The 18,138-nt window shown below is 54.2% G+C and carries 14 protein-coding genes; 4 read left to right on the plus strand and 10 right to left on the minus strand.

All coding sequences use genetic code 11. The annotated features are described in order from the left end of the window. Positions 1–425: 425 nt before the first annotated feature. The 5 genes from phoH to efeU all read right to left on the minus strand — a co-directional run bounded on the left by phoH (position 426) and on the right by efeU (position 5,008). A complete protein-coding gene (gene phoH / locus ACJ9N4_RS00005) occupies positions 426–1,214 on the minus strand; it encodes a phosphate starvation-inducible protein PhoH (protein WP_182274481.1) in 789 nt (262 codons plus the stop codon). Then, entirely contained in the window at positions 1,193–1,567 is a 375-nt protein-coding gene (locus ACJ9N4_RS00010) for a hypothetical protein (protein ID WP_182919769.1), read from the minus strand. Before ACJ9N4_RS00010 ends, phoH begins: the two co-directional genes overlap by 22 nt. Before the next feature lie 147 nt (positions 1,568–1,714). Then, on the minus strand, positions 1,715–2,998 hold the full coding sequence (efeB, locus tag ACJ9N4_RS00015; protein WP_182919768.1) for an iron uptake transporter deferrochelatase/peroxidase subunit: 1,284 nt from the start codon (positions 2,996–2,998) through the stop codon (positions 1,715–1,717). Between the two features lie 5 nt (positions 2,999–3,003). After that, positions 3,004–4,131 carry an iron uptake system protein EfeO gene (efeO, locus tag ACJ9N4_RS00020; protein WP_182274478.1) on the minus strand — a complete coding sequence of 376 codons (1,128 nt, stop codon included), beginning with the start codon at positions 4,129–4,131 and terminating at the stop codon, positions 3,004–3,006. Positions 4,132–4,174: 43 nt separating this feature from the next. Continuing rightward, complete coding sequence (efeU, locus tag ACJ9N4_RS00025) at positions 4,175–5,008, minus strand: iron uptake transporter permease EfeU (RefSeq protein ID WP_411500168.1); 834 nt, start codon at positions 5,006–5,008, stop codon at positions 4,175–4,177. Between the two features lie 251 nt (positions 5,009–5,259). Between efeU and ACJ9N4_RS00030 the strand changes: the two genes are divergently transcribed. After that, entirely contained in the window at positions 5,260–6,444 is a 1,185-nt protein-coding gene (locus tag ACJ9N4_RS00030) for a NupC/NupG family nucleoside CNT transporter (RefSeq protein WP_182274476.1), read from the plus strand. A 41-nt stretch (positions 6,445–6,485) separates the two neighbouring features. Here ACJ9N4_RS00030 and ACJ9N4_RS00035 read toward each other — a convergent pair whose 3' ends face one another. Continuing rightward, on the minus strand, positions 6,486–6,905 hold the full coding sequence (locus ACJ9N4_RS00035) for a DUF3574 domain-containing protein (RefSeq protein ID WP_411500169.1): 420 nt from the start codon (positions 6,903–6,905) through the stop codon (positions 6,486–6,488). 114 nt (positions 6,906–7,019) lie between these two features. Beyond that, complete coding sequence (gene putP / locus ACJ9N4_RS00040) at positions 7,020–8,528, minus strand: sodium/proline symporter PutP (RefSeq protein ID WP_182274474.1); 1,509 nt, start codon at positions 8,526–8,528, stop codon at positions 7,020–7,022. A gap of 422 nt (positions 8,529–8,950) precedes the next feature. On the opposite strand from putP, the gene putA reads away from it, so the two are divergent. Then, complete coding sequence (putA, locus tag ACJ9N4_RS00045; RefSeq protein ID WP_411500170.1) at positions 8,951–12,913, plus strand: trifunctional transcriptional regulator/proline dehydrogenase/L-glutamate gamma-semialdehyde dehydrogenase; 3,963 nt, start codon at positions 8,951–8,953, stop codon at positions 12,911–12,913. A gap of 50 nt (positions 12,914–12,963) precedes the next feature. After that, positions 12,964–13,359, plus strand: coding sequence for a lysozyme inhibitor LprI family protein (locus ACJ9N4_RS00050; RefSeq protein ID WP_182919764.1), 396 nt, complete (start codon positions 12,964–12,966; stop codon positions 13,357–13,359). Here ACJ9N4_RS00050 and rutR read toward each other — a convergent pair. Continuing rightward, positions 13,356–13,994, minus strand: a complete 639-nt coding sequence (gene rutR / locus ACJ9N4_RS00055) for an HTH-type transcriptional regulator RutR (RefSeq protein WP_182919763.1) — start codon at positions 13,992–13,994, stop codon at positions 13,356–13,358. The two genes, ACJ9N4_RS00050 and rutR, sit on opposite strands and share 4 nt — an antisense overlap. Positions 13,995–14,197: 203 nt before the next feature. After that, positions 14,198–15,226, minus strand: coding sequence for an HNH endonuclease signature motif containing protein (locus ACJ9N4_RS00060; RefSeq protein ID WP_232105449.1), 1,029 nt, complete (start codon positions 15,224–15,226; stop codon positions 14,198–14,200). A gap of 337 nt (positions 15,227–15,563) precedes the next feature. Here ACJ9N4_RS00060 and ACJ9N4_RS00065 point away from each other — a divergent pair, with 337 nt between their 5' ends. Continuing rightward, complete coding sequence (locus tag ACJ9N4_RS00065) at positions 15,564–16,223, plus strand: DUF1345 domain-containing protein (protein WP_182919762.1); 660 nt, start codon at positions 15,564–15,566, stop codon at positions 16,221–16,223. Positions 16,224–16,281: 58 nt separating this feature from the next. Here ACJ9N4_RS00065 and ACJ9N4_RS00070 read toward each other — a convergent pair whose 3' ends face one another. Continuing rightward, positions 16,282–18,003 (minus strand): SulP family inorganic anion transporter, encoded by a 1,722-nt coding sequence (locus ACJ9N4_RS00070; RefSeq protein WP_182919761.1) that lies wholly within the window; start codon positions 18,001–18,003, stop codon positions 16,282–16,284. Positions 18,004–18,138 lie beyond the last annotated feature (135 nt).

The raw sequence follows: 18,138 nt of genomic DNA on the forward strand, positions 1-18,138 counted from the left end.
TCCCCCCCTCACCGCCATATTCGAGAAAGAGCTCGTACGAAAGTACGGGCTTTTTTTTCGCATGTTGCACGCCTGCGGGGGGGATGAGAACACCCGACCGGGGTTCGACAACTGGCGACAGCCAGTTGGACAGATGACGAGCCTGCGAGGAATCTGCCCGCACAAAAACGCCTGCGTTGGCCCCGAAGGGGCGAGGCCCGTGGATGGGCCGAGTAACGGCGAGCGAAGCGAGTCAATCCCCCCCCCCGGTGCTTTATGCAGCTCAGTGCGGTCTGAGCCCCTTACCCTAACCCTCTCCCCAAAGGGGCGAGGGAATTATGCACTGCCCACATTCATTTGTGGGGAACCCTCAGCCCCAGGGGAGAGGGAATAAAAAGCACAAAAAACAAAGCCCGGTTTCCCGGGCCTTGAACACAACAGCAAACTCAGTAGTACGCTTTCAACGTGCGCTGGCAGAGTGCCGAGCGCACGCAGTCCTCTTTGGTGAAGCGAACCACCCCAATCATCTCATCTTCCTCAAAACGTGACATGGCGTCGCTCAACCCAGATTTCACACCGGATGGCAGGTCGCATTGGGTAATATCGCCATTGACGATAACAGTCACATTCTCCCCGAGGCGCGTTAAAAACATCTTCATTTGCGCTGCGGTCACGTTCTGAGCCTCGTCAAGAATGACGACCGCATTTTCAAATGTACGTCCGCGCATATAAGCGAACGGCGCGATTTCCACCTTCCCAATCTCTGGTCGCAGGCAGTACTGCATGAAGGATGCCCCCAGTCGTTTCACCAGCACGTCATAGACGGGCCTGAAGTACGGGGCAAATTTCTCCGAAATGTCTCCGGGCAAGAAGCCGAGATCTTCATCAGCTTGCAGTACCGGACGGGTGACAATAATTCTGTCCACGTCCTTATGGATCAGAGCCTCCGCCGCTTTGGCTGCACTAATCCAGGTTTTCCCGCATCCGGCTTCACCGGTTGCAAAGATGAGCTGTTTACTCTCGATAGCATTCAGGTAGTGCGCCTGAGCTTCATTGCGTGCCACAACTGGAGAAGTATCACGGCTGTCCCGCGCCATGCCAATTGCTTCTACGCCACTCATCTGCACAAGCGAGGTGACCGATTCTTCTTCACGCTGTTTATGGCTGCGTGAATCCCGTCTCAGCACACGTTTTGCTTCGCGACGAGCTTTGATCACTGCTTTTTGTCTTCCCATGGATAGCACCTTGAGTTGTTGGTATTCATCACACGCGCCAGCTTCGGCACGATTATGCGCACGAACATCTGAGGGTTGGCTTCCTTGTAAGCCATTGCTTGCTTTTCCGGATGACGATACAGAACGGCTACGCGCACCATTTTGCACGTCGGTAGAATGAGGTTCTTGAGTCGAGGGGGAGAATTTAGTGGTGAGGAAATCGCTGCCGGAGTCTGAGCCTCCGCGCCGGGTGCTGCGGTTGTTATGTTTACCTTGTCCAGTACAGGACGCAACCATTCGCGATCTCCATAGTGATTCAGCATCACTGCCGGGAACAACCGCTGCCTTATATTAAGTACATCAAGAATTATCATAAATGCAACATTTATTTTACTTGAATGCAACTTTTAAGACCGCTCCTGCAGTTGAAATCAGTCTCATACAGGAATATTACAGAAATATAACAAGAAGGGAGTCATATGAAAAAATAATATCCCTGCGAACTATCGCAGGGATGTATATCAGGCTTCGATAAGGCCTTGTGCGAGATACGCATTTTTATCGCGCGGCCCTGGCAGGGCAAAGAAATAGCCGCCGCCGATGGGTTTAATGTACTCTTCCAGCGCTTCACCGTTCAACCGCTTCTGTACGGTTAAGAAGCCCTTCTCCAGATCGTGCTGATAGCAGACAAACAGTAGCCCCATATCGAGCTGGCCGGAGTTGGTCACCCCCAGTGAGTAGCTGTAGCCACGACGCATCATCAGGCTGGACTGTGTCTCCTTCGTGCGCGGGTTCGCCAGCCGGATATGGCTGTCCAGCGCAATGGCATCACCATCCGGGTCGCTGGCGTAGTCAGGTACATCATGCTCATGCTGCATACCCAGCGGCGCACCGCTTTGTTTATCGCGACCAAAAATCGTCTGCTGCTCTTTGAGCGGTGTACGATCCCAGAACTCAACGTGGAACTGGATAATCCGCACGGCCTGATAGCTGCCGCCCACCGCCCAGGCAGGTTCACCCTGATCGGCTGTAACCCAGACCACATCTTTCATTAGCGCGCCATCGCGGCTGTCCGGGTTGGCCGTACCGTCTTTAAACCCAAGCAGGTTCACCGGTGTCTCTTTCCCTTTGCTGCGGGCAGCATGGTCAGAGATAAACCCTTCCCGCTTCCAGCGAACGCTGAGCAAATCTGGCGTGTGCTTGATGATATCGCGCAGCGCATGGATAACCGTGTCCTGCGTATTGGCACAGATCTGCAGCAACAGATCGCCGTGGCACAGGTTTGCGTCCAGAGAGTCGTTCGGGAAACGCGTCATTTTTTGCAGTGCTTTTGGCTTCTGCTGTGTCAGACCGTAGCGCGCATCAAACATCGACTCACCGAGCGAAACGGTAATCGTCAGGTTATCTGGCGCGATAAACGGCCCGAGGATCCCGGAGTCCATCGGTGGCAGACGCGGGTTCGGCGTTTCCGGTGCCGGGCCACCGGCGGTGAGAAACGCAATGCGTGTCGTCAGCAGGCGGAACAGGCGCTCCAGCCCGGCTTTATCGCTCGCCAGCGAATCAAAGGCCACCAGCATCATGGAGGCCTGCTGCGGTGTCAGAATGCCCGACTGGTGTTCGCCATAAAAGGGCTGCGTCTCCATGCGGGTACCCGGTGAGTGCACGCCGGGAGCGTTTTGCGGTTTCGCCGCATGCGCCACCGGACACCCACCGGCCAGCGCAAACGCGCCGCCAAGCGCCCCAACCCCTTTTAACAATCGACGTCGTGAAGGCTCAGCGACATCATATTCATCATGTTTGTTCATCGTGCTTAGTCCAGACCCAGTACGCCACGCAGTAAAGAGAGATCTTCCGCCAGCGTTGTAATCGGGCCTTTCAGCGCGTTACGGTCAGCATCGGTCAGCTTGTCGTAGGTTTCAAAACCGTCTTTGGTGCGGTATTTCGCCAGAATGGTGTCGACTTTTTTGAAGTTGGCATCCACTTTGGCCAACAGTTCGCTGTTCTCTTTTTGCAACTGAGGACGCAACAGATCGACAATTTTCTGCGCACCGTCGACGTTCGCCTGGAAGTCCCACAGGTCAGTGTGGCTGTAACGATCTTCTTCACCACTGATTTTGCTCGCGGCCACTTCTTCGATCAGACCGGCTGCCCCACCCACTACTTTTGACGGCGGGAAGGCCAGCTCGCTAATGCGTTTTTGCAGCTCCAGCACGTCGCTGTTCAGCTGATCGGCATATTTCTCCATGCCTTTGGTGGAGTTGTCACCAAACAGGGCTTTTTCCAGACGGTGGAAACCGGTGAATTTCGGATCGGCGGCTTTCTGCTCGTAATCATCTTCACGGGCATCAATGCTGCCATCGAGGTCAGAGAACAGTTCGGCAATCGGCTCGATGCGCTCGTAGTGTTGACGGGTTGGCGCATACAGGGATTTCGCTTTTTCGATATCCCCCGCTTTCACCGCATCGGTAAAGGCTTTGGTGCTCGTAACCAGACCGGCGGTTTCTGTGGCGACCCAGGTTTTATAGGCAGTAATGGCATCACCCAGGCTCAACAAGGCCGCGCCTTTTGCGGCATCCGCCGTGGCTTCGCCCTTAACGATCAGCTTACCCTTAGGGTTCGTCAGCAAGCCGCAGGTCATGTCATATTCACCCGGCTGCAGGTTAGCGGTCATTTTCTGGCTGAAGCCAGGGGCGATGTTTTCACGCTCTTCCACCACCATCACGCCTTTGAGGATCTCCCACTCCAGCGCTTTCTGGCTATGGTTCTGAATAATAAACTGGGTCTTGCCACTGTTGACCGTGATGGTCATCGGCTCACACTGTTTATCATTCACCGTCACTTTAACCTGTGGAATATCAGCAGCCTGAGCTGCAAATGCAGATGCAATCAGCGCTGCCACACCCGCCTGTAACGCACTACGACGAAATTGAATTGCCATGACACTTCCCTTTTAAAAGTATGTTGTAACTACACGGTGCACTTCAGGGCGCAGTACGCGACGGCTGAGCGCTGGGGCGCAATGGCATAAAAAACAGCACCAGCGCCGGAATGAGATAGATGAAATACATTGCCACTTCGCTGACGCTCGGCGTTTCCTGATAGCCGAAGATACCTTCGAGCAGCGTGCCGGTCAGAGAATGGGTAGAGAGGACGTTACTGAAGTCAAACGCCACATCCTGGAAGTGATTCCACAGACCCGCTTCGTGGAAGGCGCGAATAGCCCCTGCCGCCAGCCCTGCCGCGACCAGCAGAATGAACAGGCTGGTCCATTTGAAGAACGCCCCCAGGTTAAGACGAATGCCGCCCCAGTAGAGCAGGAAGCCCAGCACCACGGCGGTGACCAGCCCCAGCATTGCGCCCAGCGGCGGCCAGATACCGACATCCTGTTGAAACGCAGCCAGCAGGAAGAAGACAGATTCCAGACCTTCCCGCGCCACCGCAAAAAAGACCATCATGATCAGTGCCCAGCCGTGGTTATTGCCCTTCTGCAATGCGTTATCCACCGCCTGCTCCAGTTGCACTTTCACGTTGCGGGAGACTTTACGCATCCAGAACACCATCCAGGTGAGGATCACCACCGCAATCACGGCGACGATGCCTTCAAACAGCTCTTGTTCTTTCTGCGGAAATTCTCCGGTGGTTTCATTGATAAGGATCCCCAGCCCCAGGCAGAGCGCTGCGGCGAGGACAACCCCAACCCACATAACGCTAATCCAGCGTCCGCGCTGGGTTCGCTTCAGATAACTGGCGATCAGGCTGACAATGAGGGCCGCTTCAAGCCCCTCACGTAACATAATGAGAAATGGAACAAACATGCCGACACCTTAAATGTTTATCGCGGTCAACTGGTGAAAAGAAAGGTAAATTCTTGTGATAGTGATTATCATTACGGAGAAAAGAAACACAAGCGAAATGTGTGGCGTTTTGATGATGAGATGTAAAAAACTCGCAGGGTAATAGTTTCGGTGGTTATCGTTAGGTTTATAACGTATAAAGAAAATGCTCATTTACGGTTAATCAGCGCTGTGGCTAAATATGCGCCTCAAAAACCAACTGAAATAAAACTATGTATAACGTTGTCCATTTCCTGCTGGCGCTGGTGATTATTCTTGCGCTTGCCTGGCTTACGAGTTTTGACCGCCGAAAAATTCGTATTCGCTTTGTTTTACAGCTGATTGTAATTGAGATCGCCCTGGCGTTCTTTTTCCTGCATGCCGAAAGCGGCCTGTTTCTGATTAAATATGTGTCGGGTTTCTTTGAGTCACTGCTTAAATTCGCCGCTGAAGGCACCAATTTTGTCTTTGGCGGGATGGGTGAAAAAGGGCTGGCATTCATCTTCCTCGGCGTGCTCTGCCCAATTATTTTTATCTCTGCACTGATTGGTATTCTTCAGCACTGGCGAATTCTGCCAGTCTTTATTCGGGTCATCGGTACGCTGCTGTCAAAACTGAATGGCATGGGCAAGCTGGAGTCCTTTAACGCAGTGAGTTCACTGATCCTCGGTCAGTCAGAAAACTTTATTGCATACAAAGGGATACTTGGCGATCTCTCTTCCCGTCGTTTGTTCACGATGGCAGCAACGGCCATGTCAACCGTTTCCCTGTCGATTGTGGGTGCCTATATGACGATGCTCGACGCCAAATTTGTCGTGGCGGCACTTGTTCTGAACATGTTCAGCACCTTTATTATTCTCTCTGTTATCAACCCGGCACGTCCGGAAGCCGAACCGGATATCAAACTAGAAAAACTGCACGAATCCCAGAGCTTCTTTGAAATGCTGGGTGAGTATATTCTGGCAGGCTTTAAAGTGGCGATGATTATTCTGGCGATGCTGATGGGCTTTATTGCCCTGATTAGCGCCATCAACGCCCTCTTCTCCAGCGTATTTGGCATGAGTTTCCAGCAGATCCTGGGTTATGTGTTTTATCCGCTGGCGTGGCTGGTCGGTATTCCGCTGAGCGACGCCCTGAATGCCGGGAGTATTATGGCGACCAAGCTGGTGGCGAATGAATTTGTGGCGATGATTGAGCTGCAAAAAATTGCCCACCAGATGACACCGCGCGGGCTGGGGATTTTGTCCATCTTCCTGGTCTCGTTTGCTAACTTCGCCTCCATCGGCATTGTGGCAGGGGCAATTAAGGGCCTGAACGAGCAACAGGGGAACGTGGTATCCCGCTTCGGTCTGCGTCTGGTGTATGGCGCGACGCTGGTAAGCTTGCTGTCGGCGAGCGTTGCAGGGTTAGTATTGTGAGTTAATGCCGGGTAAGCGTTAGCGCCACCCGGCTGGTTTTATCAAAACTGCACGCACACCGGCTGATCAACACGCATCACCGATTCCTGCGCAAAGCGTGATTTATAAATCCCGCGTAACGCCTCAATATTCTTCTCGCTCTGGGCATCTTTACCGTGGATCAGCATCAGCGCCTTACTCTGCTCGCGTGCTACTTTCCCGTCGTTGCCCAGCCACTGCCCGCGTGCATCAAACACCGTTAAGCCATCACGAAAACGTGGCGTCACGTCCTGGTCAACAAACTGCTGCCACTCCTGGCCGGTGATCTCTTTCCCTGCCGGGCGGTTCAGCCCGAAATAGAGCGTGGTTTGCTGCATCTGGTTATCCGCTTTGCAGGTATCCGCCGCAGCGTGTTGCGATGGGGCGTTACAGCCTGCCAGCATCAATAATGCTACCGCCATCAACCCTGTTTTAATCATCATTCTTCGCTATCCTCATTGTTATAAGTGCAGCGATATCAACGTAATTACAGAAAATTTGCAAGAAAAAGCCGGGTAGCGCTACCGCTTACCCGGCCTCCAGGAGCGAGACGGAATTTATTCCGGCTGCAGTTTTGACGGAGGTGCAGAGTGGTAATGCGCATCCGCGTCGGCAAAGCGTTTCTGCATTGCCGCTGACGGTGCTTTATCCAGCAGGCTGAACGCCACAATGCCGATACTGCCGAAGATGAAGCCAGGAATGATTTCGTACAGGCCCAGCCAGGCGAACTGTTTCCAGACGATAACGGTCACCGCACCAATGAGCATTCCCGCCAGCGCGCCGTTACGGGTCATACGTGACCACAGCACGGAGAAGAGCACTACCGGGCCAAACGCAGCACCGAAGCCCGCCCACGCGTAGCTCACCAGGCCCAGCACGCGGTTCTCAGGGTTCGCCGCCAGCGCAATGGCAACCAATGCCACCACCAGCACCATGAAACGCCCGACCCACACCAGCTCTTTCTGACTTGCCCCTTTACGCAGGAACGCTTTGTACAGATCTTCGGTGATAGCACTGGAGCACACCAGCAGCTGGCAGCTCAGAGTGGACATGACCGCCGCCAGAATGGCCGACAGCAAGATACCGGCAATCCACGGGTTAAACAGAATTTGCGCCAGCTCAATGAACACACGCTCGGCGTTCTGGTTCACCGCACCCGCCTGCGCCGGGTTATTGTTGAAGTAGGCGATACCGAAGAAGCCTACGGCACACGCACCCGCCAGGCAGAGGATCATCCACGTCATACTGATACGACGTGCATGTACGATGGTGTGGTGGGAATCAGCGGCCATAAAGCGCGCCAGAATATGCGGTTGACCGAAGTAGCCCAGACCCCAGCCCATCAGAGACACGATGGCAACGAAGTTCAGCCCTTTCAGCATATCGACGTTTTCAATGCTCTTCTGCTTAATCACTTCCAGAGAATCAGCAAAGCCACCGACGGTGAAAATCACAATCACTGGCGTCAGGATCAGCGCGAAAATCATCAGGCTCGCCTGCACGGTATCCGTCCAGCTTACGGCCAGGAAGCCGCCCACGAAGGTGTAGAGGATAGTCGCCGCCGCACCGGCCCACAGCGCTGTTTCATAGCTCATGCCGAAGGTGCTTTCGAACAGACGCGCACCGGCCACAATGCCGGAAGCACAATAGATGGTGAAGAACACCAGGATAACCAGCGCGGAGATGATGCGCAGGATACGGCTGTTATCTTCAAAACGTCCGCTAAAGTAGTCCGGCAGCGTCAGGGCGTTGTTGTTGGCTTCGGTATGCACGCGCAGACGGCCTGCCACCAGCTTCCAGTTGATCCACGCGCCGACGGTCAGGCCGATGGCGATCCAGCTTTCTGAAATACCAGAGATGAAAATCGCACCCGGCAGGCCCATCAGCAACCAGCCGCTCATGTCCGATGCACCCGCAGAGAGTGCCGTCACCATTGGCCCTAAACTACGTCCGCCCAGAATATAGTCGTCAAAGTTCTTCGTTGAACGCCATGCCAAAAACCCTATCAGGATCATGCCAAAAATATAAACGAGAAATGTCACCAGCATCGGTGTGCTAATTGCCATTCAAATTCTCCAAAATGTCGAGCGACAACCATCCGGGTTGCCTTGTTATATGATCACCGGAACGTAGTGATGTGTGTATGTGTTTCCATTGGGCGCGCTATCCTGCCGCATGCGCATCCCGCTGACAAACGATTTAACACTGCATTTACATCAAATTCATCCCTGGTTTTATACGTCTTTCCCATAGGTTGCACTCGCTCACGCTTTTGCGGGTTGCACCTTTTAAAAATGTTAAGTCCCGCATAAAAACAGGCTTCGGATTCAGAAGCCAGCACTTTTTTCCAGCTAACCATCCATTAACAATCCATTCATTTTCCAGCTTGCAAACCAGGTCACATTTAACACGGTTGCACAAAGTTGCAACATGATGGATATTTCACGCTAACGACAGAACACGACTACAGAACAACAGGAGTTTTGGCATGGGTATGACCACTATGGGGGTTAAGCTGGATGACGCGACCCGCGAACGGATTAAGAGCGCAGCGACCCGCATTGACCGCACGCCGCACTGGCTAATCAAGCAGGCGATTTTTAACTATCTGGAAAGGCTGGAGAGTGAAGATGGCCTGCCAGAGCTGCCAGCCCTGCTGGCGGGTGCCGCCAATGAAAGCGATGACGCTACTCCGGCAGCCGAAGAGAGCCATCAGCCGTTCCTCGAATTCGCCGAGCAGATCCTGCCGCAGTCCGTCAGCCGTGCCGCCATTACCGGCGCTTACCGCCGTGCCGAAACTGACGCAGTCCCGATGCTGTTGGAGCAGGCTCGCCTGCCGGACGCCATTGCCGCCCAGGCGCACAGCCTGGCGTATCAGCTTGCCGACAAGCTGCGTAGCCAGAAAACGGCCAGCGGTCGTGCCGGGATGGTGCAAAGCCTGCTGCAGGAGTTCTCCCTCTCCTCACAGGAAGGCGTGGCGCTGATGTGTCTGGCGGAAGCGCTGCTACGTATCCCCGATAAAGCCACCCGCGATGCACTGATCCGCGACAAAATCAGTAACGGTAACTGGCAGTCACACATTGGCCGCAGCCCGTCGCTGTTCGTTAACGCGGCGACCTGGGGCCTGCTGTTTACCGGCAAACTGGTCTCTACCCATAACGAAGCCAACCTCTCCCGCTCCCTGAACCGCATTATCGGTAAGAGCGGTGAACCGCTGATCCGCAAAGGTGTGGACATGGCGATGCGCCTGATGGGTGAACAATTTGTGACCGGCGAAACCATTGCCGAAGCGCTGGCCAATGCCCGCAAGCTGGAAGATAAAGGTTTCCGCTACTCTTACGACATGCTGGGCGAAGCGGCGCTGACCGCTGCCGATGCCCAGGCGTATATGGTCTCTTACCAACAGGCGATCCACGCCATCGGTAAAGCCTCTAATGGCCGTGGCATTTATGAAGGCCCGGGCATCTCGATTAAATTGTCCGCCCTGCACCCGCGCTACAGCCGTGCGCAGTATGACCGCGTGATGGACGAGCTGTACCCGCGCCTGAAATCTCTGACGATGCTGGCGCGCCAGTATGACATCGGCATCAATATCGACGCCGAAGAGGCCGACCGTCTGGAGATCTCCCTCGATCTGCTGGAAAAACTGTGCTTCGAACCTGAACTCGCCGGCTGGAACGGCATTGGCTTTGTTATTCAGGCCTACCAGAAACGCTGCCCGTTCGTCATTGATTACCTGATTGACCTCGCCACCCGCAGCCGCCGTCGCCTGATGATCCGTCTGGTGAAAGGCGCATACTGGGACAGCGAAATCAAACGTGCGCAGATGGACGGCCTGGAAGGCTACCCGGTCTATACCCGCAAGGTTTACACCGACGTCTCCTATCTTGCCTGCGCGAAAAAACTGCTTGGCGTGCCAAACCTGATCTACCCACAGTTCGCGACCCACAACGCCCACACCCTGGCGGCGATTTACAGCCTGGCCGGGCAGAACTACTACCCGGGTCAGTATGAATTCCAGTGCCTGCACGGCATGGGTGAACCGCTGTACGAGCAGGTCACCGGGAAAGTGGCGGATGGCAAGCTGAACCGTCCGTGCCGTATTTATGCCCCGGTAGGCACGCATGAAACCCTGCTGGCGTACCTGGTGCGTCGTCTGCTGGAGAACGGGGCGAACACCTCCTTCGTTAACCGCATTGCCGACACCACGCTGCCGCTGGACGAGCTGGTCGCCGACCCGGTGCAGGCCGTTGAGAAAATGGCAGCACAGGAAGGCCAGATTGGTCTGCCGCATCCGAAGATTGCCCTGCCGCGTGAGCTGTATGGCACAGGCCGCGTCAACTCTGCGGGTCTGGATCTCGCTAACGAACACCGTCTGGCGTCCCTCTCTTCTGCTCTGCTCAACAGCGCATTACATAAATGGCAGGCCAAACCGATCCTGGAGCAGGCTGTTGTTGACGGCGAAATGCAGCCAGTGATTAACCCGGCAGAGCCAAAAGATATTGTCGGTTACGTGCGTGAAGCCACGGAAGCGGAAGTTGACCTGGCACTGGACAGTGCGGTGAACAATGCCCCTATCTGGTTCGCCACGCCGCCTCAGGAGCGTGCCGCCATTCTGGAACGTGCTGCGGTGCTGATGGAAGATCAGATGCAATCGCTCATCGGTATTCTGGTGCGTGAAGCGGGTAAAACCTTCAGCAACGCTATTGCCGAAATCCGCGAGGCGGTCGACTTCCTGCACTACTACGCAGGCCAGGTTCGTGATGATTTCGATAACGAAACCCATCGCCCGCTGGGCCCGGTGGTCTGTATCAGCCCGTGGAACTTCCCGCTGGCGATTTTCACCGGCCAGATTGCCGCCGCACTCGCGGCAGGCAACAGCGTGCTGGCAAAACCAGCAGAGCAAACACCGCTGATTGCCGCTCAGGGAATTAACATTCTGCTGGAAGCGGGCGTACCGGCAGGCGTTATCCAGCTGCTGCCGGGCCGTGGTGAAACGGTGGGTGCGAAGCTGACCACCGATAACCGCGTGCGCGGCGTGATGTTTACCGGCTCCACCGAAGTGGCAACGCTGCTGCAGCGCAATATTGCGACACGCCTTGACGCACAGGGTCGTCCAACGCCGCTGGTGGCGGAAACCGGTGGCATGAACGCCATGATTGTTGACTCCTCCGCGCTGACCGAGCAGGTGGTGGTCGACGTGCTGGCCTCCGCGTTCGACAGTGCCGGACAACGCTGCTCCGCCCTGCGCGTGCTGTGCCTGCAGGATGACGTGGCAGACCACACGCTGAAGATGCTGCGCGGTGCAATGGCCGAATGCCGTATGGGCAACCCGGGTCGTCTCACTACCGACATCGGGCCGGTTATCGACGTGGAAGCCAAAAGCAATATCGAAAACCACATTCAGACCATGCGCGCCAAAGGTCGTCCGGTGTTCCAGGCCGTCCGTGAAAACAACGAAGATGCCCGTGAATGGCAGACCGGCACCTTTGTACCACCAACACTTATCGAACTGGCAAGCTTCGACGAGCTGAAAAAAGAGGTCTTCGGCCCGGTGCTGCACGTGGTGCGCTACAACCGCAACAACCTGAACGAGCTGATTGAGCAGATCAACGCCTCCGGCTACGGCCTGACGCTCGGTGTGCATACCCGTATCGATGAAACCATCGCCCAGGTCACCGGCAGTGCCAAAGTGGGCAACCTGTATGTGAACCGCAACATGGTCGGCGCAGTCGTGGGCGTTCAGCCGTTCGGCGGCGAAGGGTTGTCCGGAACCGGGCCTAAAGCTGGTGGACCACTCTACCTGTACCGCCTGCTGGCAAACCGCCCGGAAAATGCGCTGGGCGTAACGCTGGCGCGTCAGGATGCAGAACGTCCAGTGGATACACAGCTGAAAGCGGTGCTGACTCAGCCACTGGAAGCGCTCATCAAGTGGGCCGATAAACGTCCTGAACTGCGCGCTGTTGCTCAGCAATATGGCGAGCTGGCGCAGGCAGGCACACAGCGTCTGCTGCCGGGGCCAACCGGCGAGCGCAACACCTGGACGCTCATGCCGCGCGAACGCGTGCTGTGCGTCGCGGATAACGAGCAGGATGCGCTGGTTCAACTGGCCGCCGCTGCCGCAACGGGTTGTGAAGTGCTGTGGCCGGAAGATGGCCTGCATCGTGACCTGGCGAAACAGCTGCCGAAGGCAGTTTCTGCCCGCATCCACTTTGCGAAGGCCGATGTCCTGCTGACCCAGCCGTTTGATGCGGTGATCTACCACGGCGATTCCGACCAGTTACGCGAGCTGTGCGAACAGGTTGCAGCCCGCAGCGGAGCGATTGTTTCGGTGCAGGGCTTTGCACGCGGCGAAACCAACCTGCTTCTGGAGCGTCTGTACGTTGAGCGCTCGCTCAGCGTCAACACCGCGGCGGCGGGAGGTAACGCGAGCCTGATGACAATAGGCTAACGCTGTGCTAATAAGGCTCCGGAGACGGAGCCTTTTTTTATGGGGAATGTATGAAACACTACCTGATCGCAGGTGCGGCATTGTTGCTGAGCGCAAACGCGCTGGCCGACGAGTGCGCGAACGCCAGCACCCAGCTGGAACTCAACACCTGTACGGCACAGCAATACCAGGCAGCAGATAAAAAGCTCAACCAGACCTACCAGGCGGCCATCAAACGCGCGGCAGCCCCACAACGGGATCTGTTGAAAAAAGCACAGCAGGCGTGGATCGCCCTGCGTGATGCGGACTGTACGTTTATTGGTTCCGGAACCGAAGGCGGCAGCATTCAGCCGATGATTGTGAATCAGTGCCTGACGGAAAAAACCGTGGAGCGCGAAGCCTTTCTTGCCTCGCTGATGCAGTGCGAAGAGGGCGATTTAAGCTGCCCTCTCCCACCGGCAAATTAACGCACGCGGATCCCTTCAATAATCATCCGTTGCACGTTTTCCAGCGTGCTCTGGAAAAACGCCTCATCCCGTAATGTCTTACCGGTCACCGCTTCGACCTGGGCCGCAAAGTCAGCGTAATGCTGAGTAGAGGCCCAAATCATAAAGATCAGATGATGCGGGTCGACGGGAGCCAGTTTTCCGCTGGCCACCCATTCGGCGATAATTGCCGACTTATCATCGACCAGCTGTTTTAAATCTCCCGTCAGTTCGGCCCGCAGTAGCGGTGCGCCCTGCAACATCTCCAGACAGAACAGTCGCGACGCCTGCGGGTAATCGCGTGATACCTCCAGCTTCAGGCGAATATACTCTTTGATTGCCACCAGCGGGGCGAACTCCTGGCGGAACGCCTTCAGCGGAGCCAGCCAGATATTGAGGATCTGCTGCATCACCGCAACATAAAGCGCCTCTTTGGACGGGTAGTAATAGAGCAGATTGGTTTTGGACACCCCGGCCTGCTCTGCCACCTGCTCCAGCCGCGTGCCGTGGATGCCAAACTGTGAAAACGTCTCCAGCGCCGCACTGAGGATCGCCTGTTTCTTGGCGCTCACCGCCTGCGAACGTTTACCTGGTGTTTTCACTGCACCTTGTGTCATCTGCGCTCTCCTTATTGGTTTGCCATAGCATAGCAAACGCCCTGCTTTCTCTCGACATTCTGTATGTGTGGGGCTGTGCAAAATCGAAGAAGGGAAGTGGGTTGTGTGGGGGAGAGAGTGTTGCTGGCCCTTGTTTATAGCTGACTCTATGGTTTTTTAGATGGTCGGCTTGGTGCCAGGAGCGGACATTTGTGACCAGTTAATCATGCCAGCAAGATCTTAACGAAGGCATCCCAGCGGTCTTCGATGTTGTCTTTGTTGATAGGGAGCAGCGTTTTGCGCATCGTTATCCCATCAATGGCCGCGAGATCTGCGTCTTTTTTTACCAAGTCTGGCGCGAACCAGAGTTTAAGCGTGTGCGGATCGATGGCACATAGTCCCGCGTCAAAGAGCTTGTGGATATCAGCGCGCAGCAGCAGACCGTTTTTAAAGCTCGCGCCACCTTTGCGAGCGTGGGCTTTAAGGTGTGCGGCTTCGCAGCGTACCGCAATGGCATTCGTGTAGACGCAACGGCCACCGCAGTTAAGCATCACATCTTCACGGAATTTCCCCTGATCACAACGGCGACGGCCATAGAAGGGTACATCTTCTTTATGTTCGCGTTCTTCAGCCAGCGACCGTTCGGCTCGAGGTTCTTCAGCCTGGGGTTCTTCGGCCACCACGGGTTCAGGTTTGACCGCATTCGGTTCTTCCCAGGTTCCCAGAAACATGGCAACGCGCTGGGGCATTTTGACACGATTCAAAATCCCAAGGTGCGCTTTTTCCCAGGCTAGGAATTCTTCCAAACGAATTGCTGGACAACCATGTTTAAGCGCTGGATGGGGGGATTCCTTTTTGACTGGAGCGGGCGCGGGAGCAGATAACGTCGTGCTGCTACTGCCTGTGCTGTAGCTGCTGCGGCCACCCACATGGCGTTTAACCGAATTTCCTTCGACCAGGATTTGCTTGTCCTCGTCGATCTGACGCTGGAAGAATGCCTCAATTTGGGTATAGTTCAGCTTGAAGTGGCGCATAACTGCGCCACGGAAAGCCAAACGAACTTCTTCGTTACGATTTGGCGGGCAAGCACGGTCAACGCGCTGGGAAGCATAGGTATCATTCCCCCAGGCTTGCGTACCGTAACGGCTAAATATGACCGTCCAGTTTTTCCCCGATTGGCTGCGATAAACCTTACCATCGCAGACGAACACGAACGGAGACGAAATAATAAACCCGTGAACTTCCATAGCCATTTTAATCCACCTCAACCAGCTTTTTTTCCAGTCCACCCCTTCGAGATCGACCTTGCCAACTTATTTCTGTCAACAATTGCCGTAAGCATAAATGTAGTGACCTGCATTTGAAATCGGTTCGACCTGCATTTACGATTAGCTTGACCCGCACCCCGTTCGTTAACACATAGCAACGTTAGTAATGCATCCTACGCGGTAATAACAATTGCGAGCTTCCGCTACTCGCTCAAAGCCGCCGGTCTGTGTCTGGAGGCGGGTTTGTACCACCGTGAGACTCTCAAATCTTCAACGGGTGTCTATAGTTAATCTATCGTCCCTTCGCTAATACACTCACATCATGCTCTTTTCTTTCAGAACTTATTTTCACGGGCGCATGCGTTTACTGATTGCTATGTTGGCCGGAGTCATCTGCTTTTTAGCCCTTCCCCCTGAGTTGGGAGATCTGCAACGGTTGCTGATAGGCTGGAACGTGCTGGCGTGGCTATATCTGTTCTTTATGTGGTTTCGTATGTTACGTACTGATGTGCAGGATATTCCGCATATTGCCAGAATGCAGGATGAGAGCGCGGGGCTGGTGCTGGGCATGGTGATTCTCGGCTGCCTGGTCAGTATCCTGGCGATCCTGATTGAGCTGACCTCACTAAAGCACCTCACCGGAACACCGCGCGTGCTGCATCTGCTGCTGACCAGCACCACGCTGGCGGTTTCCTGGGCCTTATTGCCCACCTCATTTGCCATGCATTACGCTCACCACCATTACCTACACCGAAGTAAAGACGTCACGCCGATGATCTTTCCGGAAAAACCAGAGGAACCGGGTTACTGGGATTTCCTTTATTTTTCCTTCACCATCGCTGTAGCGTCACAAACCGCCGATGTGGCGACCGGTACCACCGACATGCGACAAATTACGTTGCTCCAGTCGGTGGTTTCTTTTGTTTTCAATCTGGCGATTCTTGGTCTGTCGGTGAACGTCGGAGCCGGACTACTGAGCTGAACTTATCTCAATTTCCTGGTGAATGGTCAGCCATGACCTGATGATGACCAGATGTTGGTTATACATCACCGGCTGATTCCCCCTCACTCGCACTCTCTTTGCTTTGAATGAACCGGAGTGCCAGATAGAGATCGGGTGCCAGAATCATGTCATCATCTTTCATTGTTGGCCGACTTTCTTTAAACCAGCGCGTTAATTCCGTTTTCCTGCCCGCAAGGATTAACGTGATCTGTCGCCCTTTCAGGTCGCGCTTTAACTCATTAATGGTTGCCAGGACACTGATATCTGAATAGGTGAAGCAGGCAACGGCATCAATGACCACCCATTTAGGTTGTAATGCTGCACCATCAACTAAGTTCAATACCCGACGTTTAAAATAAGCCACATTAAAATAGGTCAACGGGGAGTTAAATCGATACATCAGCACGCCCGGGATCATTTTAATATCGGTTGTATTACCTAATGAGTGAATCATTCCATTTTCGTCAGTTCCCAGTAAGTGCTCAGAGGGGCGAAAGACTGTACGCAGGAACTGTAACAGGCCAAGCAACACCGCAAGCCCGATCCCCTGGATAACGCCGATAATTAAAACACAGCCAAACGTGAAGAAAGCCAGGCGAAATGCCTGTTTATTTCTTCGCCTCAGGTTCCATAGCCCACGTAAATCAATCAATGACCACGATGCATACATTAGAACAATACCTAATGCAGAAACGGGAATAAATTGTAATGGCTGAGTGAAAAATACTACCACGATACCGATGAGTAAGGCTGCGACCACGGAAACCAGCTGACTTTTCCCCCCAGTTGAATCATTAACCGCAGTCCGGGAATCGGCTCCACTGATAGCAAACCCCTGCGATAATCCAGACATGAGATTCGCAATACCCAGCGCTCTGAACTCAGCATCAGCATTAATTTCATAGCCATTTTTCGCGGCGAAACTGCGAGCGGTCAGCATCAGACTGACAAAACTGACCAACGCCAGGTTCAGCGCCGGGATCACTAAATCACGCATCAGACCTGGCTGAAACGCTGCCCAGTTAACGACGGGTAAGCCCGGCTGGAAACCTTCTCCTCCAATAGTGGCTATCCCATAATTTTGTGCAGATGTGCCCCATACCAGTGCCGTTGTTATCACAATGGCAATCAACGGTGCAGGCCAGTGGCTGCGATACGTTTTGATAGCCATTAAAATAGCTAACGTTAAAAGTGATATCCCTAAGGTTAATAAATGGCTGTCTGAAATTCGGCCTGGCAAGGCAATTATTTTCTCAATAACCTGCGCCTCATCAAGCTTAATCCCCAGAACCTTACCTAATTGCCCGACAATAATCGTTACGGCTACGCCATTAAGCAAACCAGTAAGAATGGGATGAGAAAGCAGATCGGCAAGTGCGCCCAGGCGAAATTTACTGGCAAGCAGGCACCACCCGCCCATCATTAATGTCATGATAATCGTCAGTTGCCAGTGCAGTTCGGGATTTCCGGCAGACAGCGGAACCACGACGGCCGCAATCACCGCGCAGGTTGTTGCATCAGGGCCAACAATAAGCTGACGTGAAGAACCAAACAGTGCATAAGCTATCATCGGTAAAACGCAGGAATACAGCCCTACGATTGCCCCAACACCCGCCAGCTCGGCATAAGCAATAGCAACGGGTAGCGCGACAGCCGCAACGGATAACCCGGCTTTAACATCATGTTTTAGCCAGCTTTTATCGTAGGCTAATAAATTTTGTAACCCTGGCATGTAGTTTAAAAAAAGTTTTCCGAACACGTTATTCTCCGGATATGGATATTACTCACGTCATGCTGGCACATTTCTGGTTGAGGTTCTGGTTTTCAAATGCTCCGGATTGAGGCCGCCGCCACTCAGATCCTGATAAATCTTCAACTATTTTATTATTCTGAA

Source organism: Enterobacter sp. LM3 (genome assembly GCF_046622475.1).
Taxonomy (GTDB): Bacteria; Pseudomonadota; Gammaproteobacteria; order Enterobacterales; family Enterobacteriaceae; genus Enterobacter; species Enterobacter cloacae_P.

What these genes read in the sequence shown, in the direction of transcription:
- phoH (WP_182274481.1), bottom strand. Translation starts at nt 1,214, where the DNA reads ATGGGAAGACAAAAAGCAGTGATCAAAGCTCGTCGCGAAGCAAAACGT.
- ACJ9N4_RS00010 (WP_182919769.1), bottom strand. Translation starts at nt 1,567, where the DNA reads ATGATAATTCTTGATGTACTTAATATAAGGCAGCGGTTGTTCCCGGCA.
- efeB (WP_182919768.1), bottom strand. Translation starts at nt 2,998, where the DNA reads ATGAACAAACATGATGAATATGATGTCGCTGAGCCTTCACGACGTCGA.
- efeO (WP_182274478.1), bottom strand. Translation starts at nt 4,131, where the DNA reads ATGGCAATTCAATTTCGTCGTAGTGCGTTACAGGCGGGTGTGGCAGCG.
- efeU (WP_411500168.1), bottom strand. Translation starts at nt 5,008, where the DNA reads ATGTTTGTTCCATTTCTCATTATGTTACGTGAGGGGCTTGAAGCGGCC.
- ACJ9N4_RS00030 (WP_182274476.1), top strand. Translation starts at nt 5,260, where the DNA reads ATGTATAACGTTGTCCATTTCCTGCTGGCGCTGGTGATTATTCTTGCG.
- ACJ9N4_RS00035 (WP_411500169.1), bottom strand. Translation starts at nt 6,905, where the DNA reads ATGATGATTAAAACAGGGTTGATGGCGGTAGCATTATTGATGCTGGCA.
- putP (WP_182274474.1), bottom strand. Translation starts at nt 8,528, where the DNA reads ATGGCAATTAGCACACCGATGCTGGTGACATTTCTCGTTTATATTTTT.
- putA (WP_411500170.1), top strand. Translation starts at nt 8,951, where the DNA reads ATGGGTATGACCACTATGGGGGTTAAGCTGGATGACGCGACCCGCGAA.
- ACJ9N4_RS00050 (WP_182919764.1), top strand. Translation starts at nt 12,964, where the DNA reads ATGAAACACTACCTGATCGCAGGTGCGGCATTGTTGCTGAGCGCAAAC.
- rutR (WP_182919763.1), bottom strand. Translation starts at nt 13,994, where the DNA reads ATGACACAAGGTGCAGTGAAAACACCAGGTAAACGTTCGCAGGCGGTG.
- ACJ9N4_RS00060 (WP_232105449.1), bottom strand. Translation starts at nt 15,226, where the DNA reads ATGGCTATGGAAGTTCACGGGTTTATTATTTCGTCTCCGTTCGTGTTC.
- ACJ9N4_RS00065 (WP_182919762.1), top strand. Translation starts at nt 15,564, where the DNA reads ATGCTCTTTTCTTTCAGAACTTATTTTCACGGGCGCATGCGTTTACTG.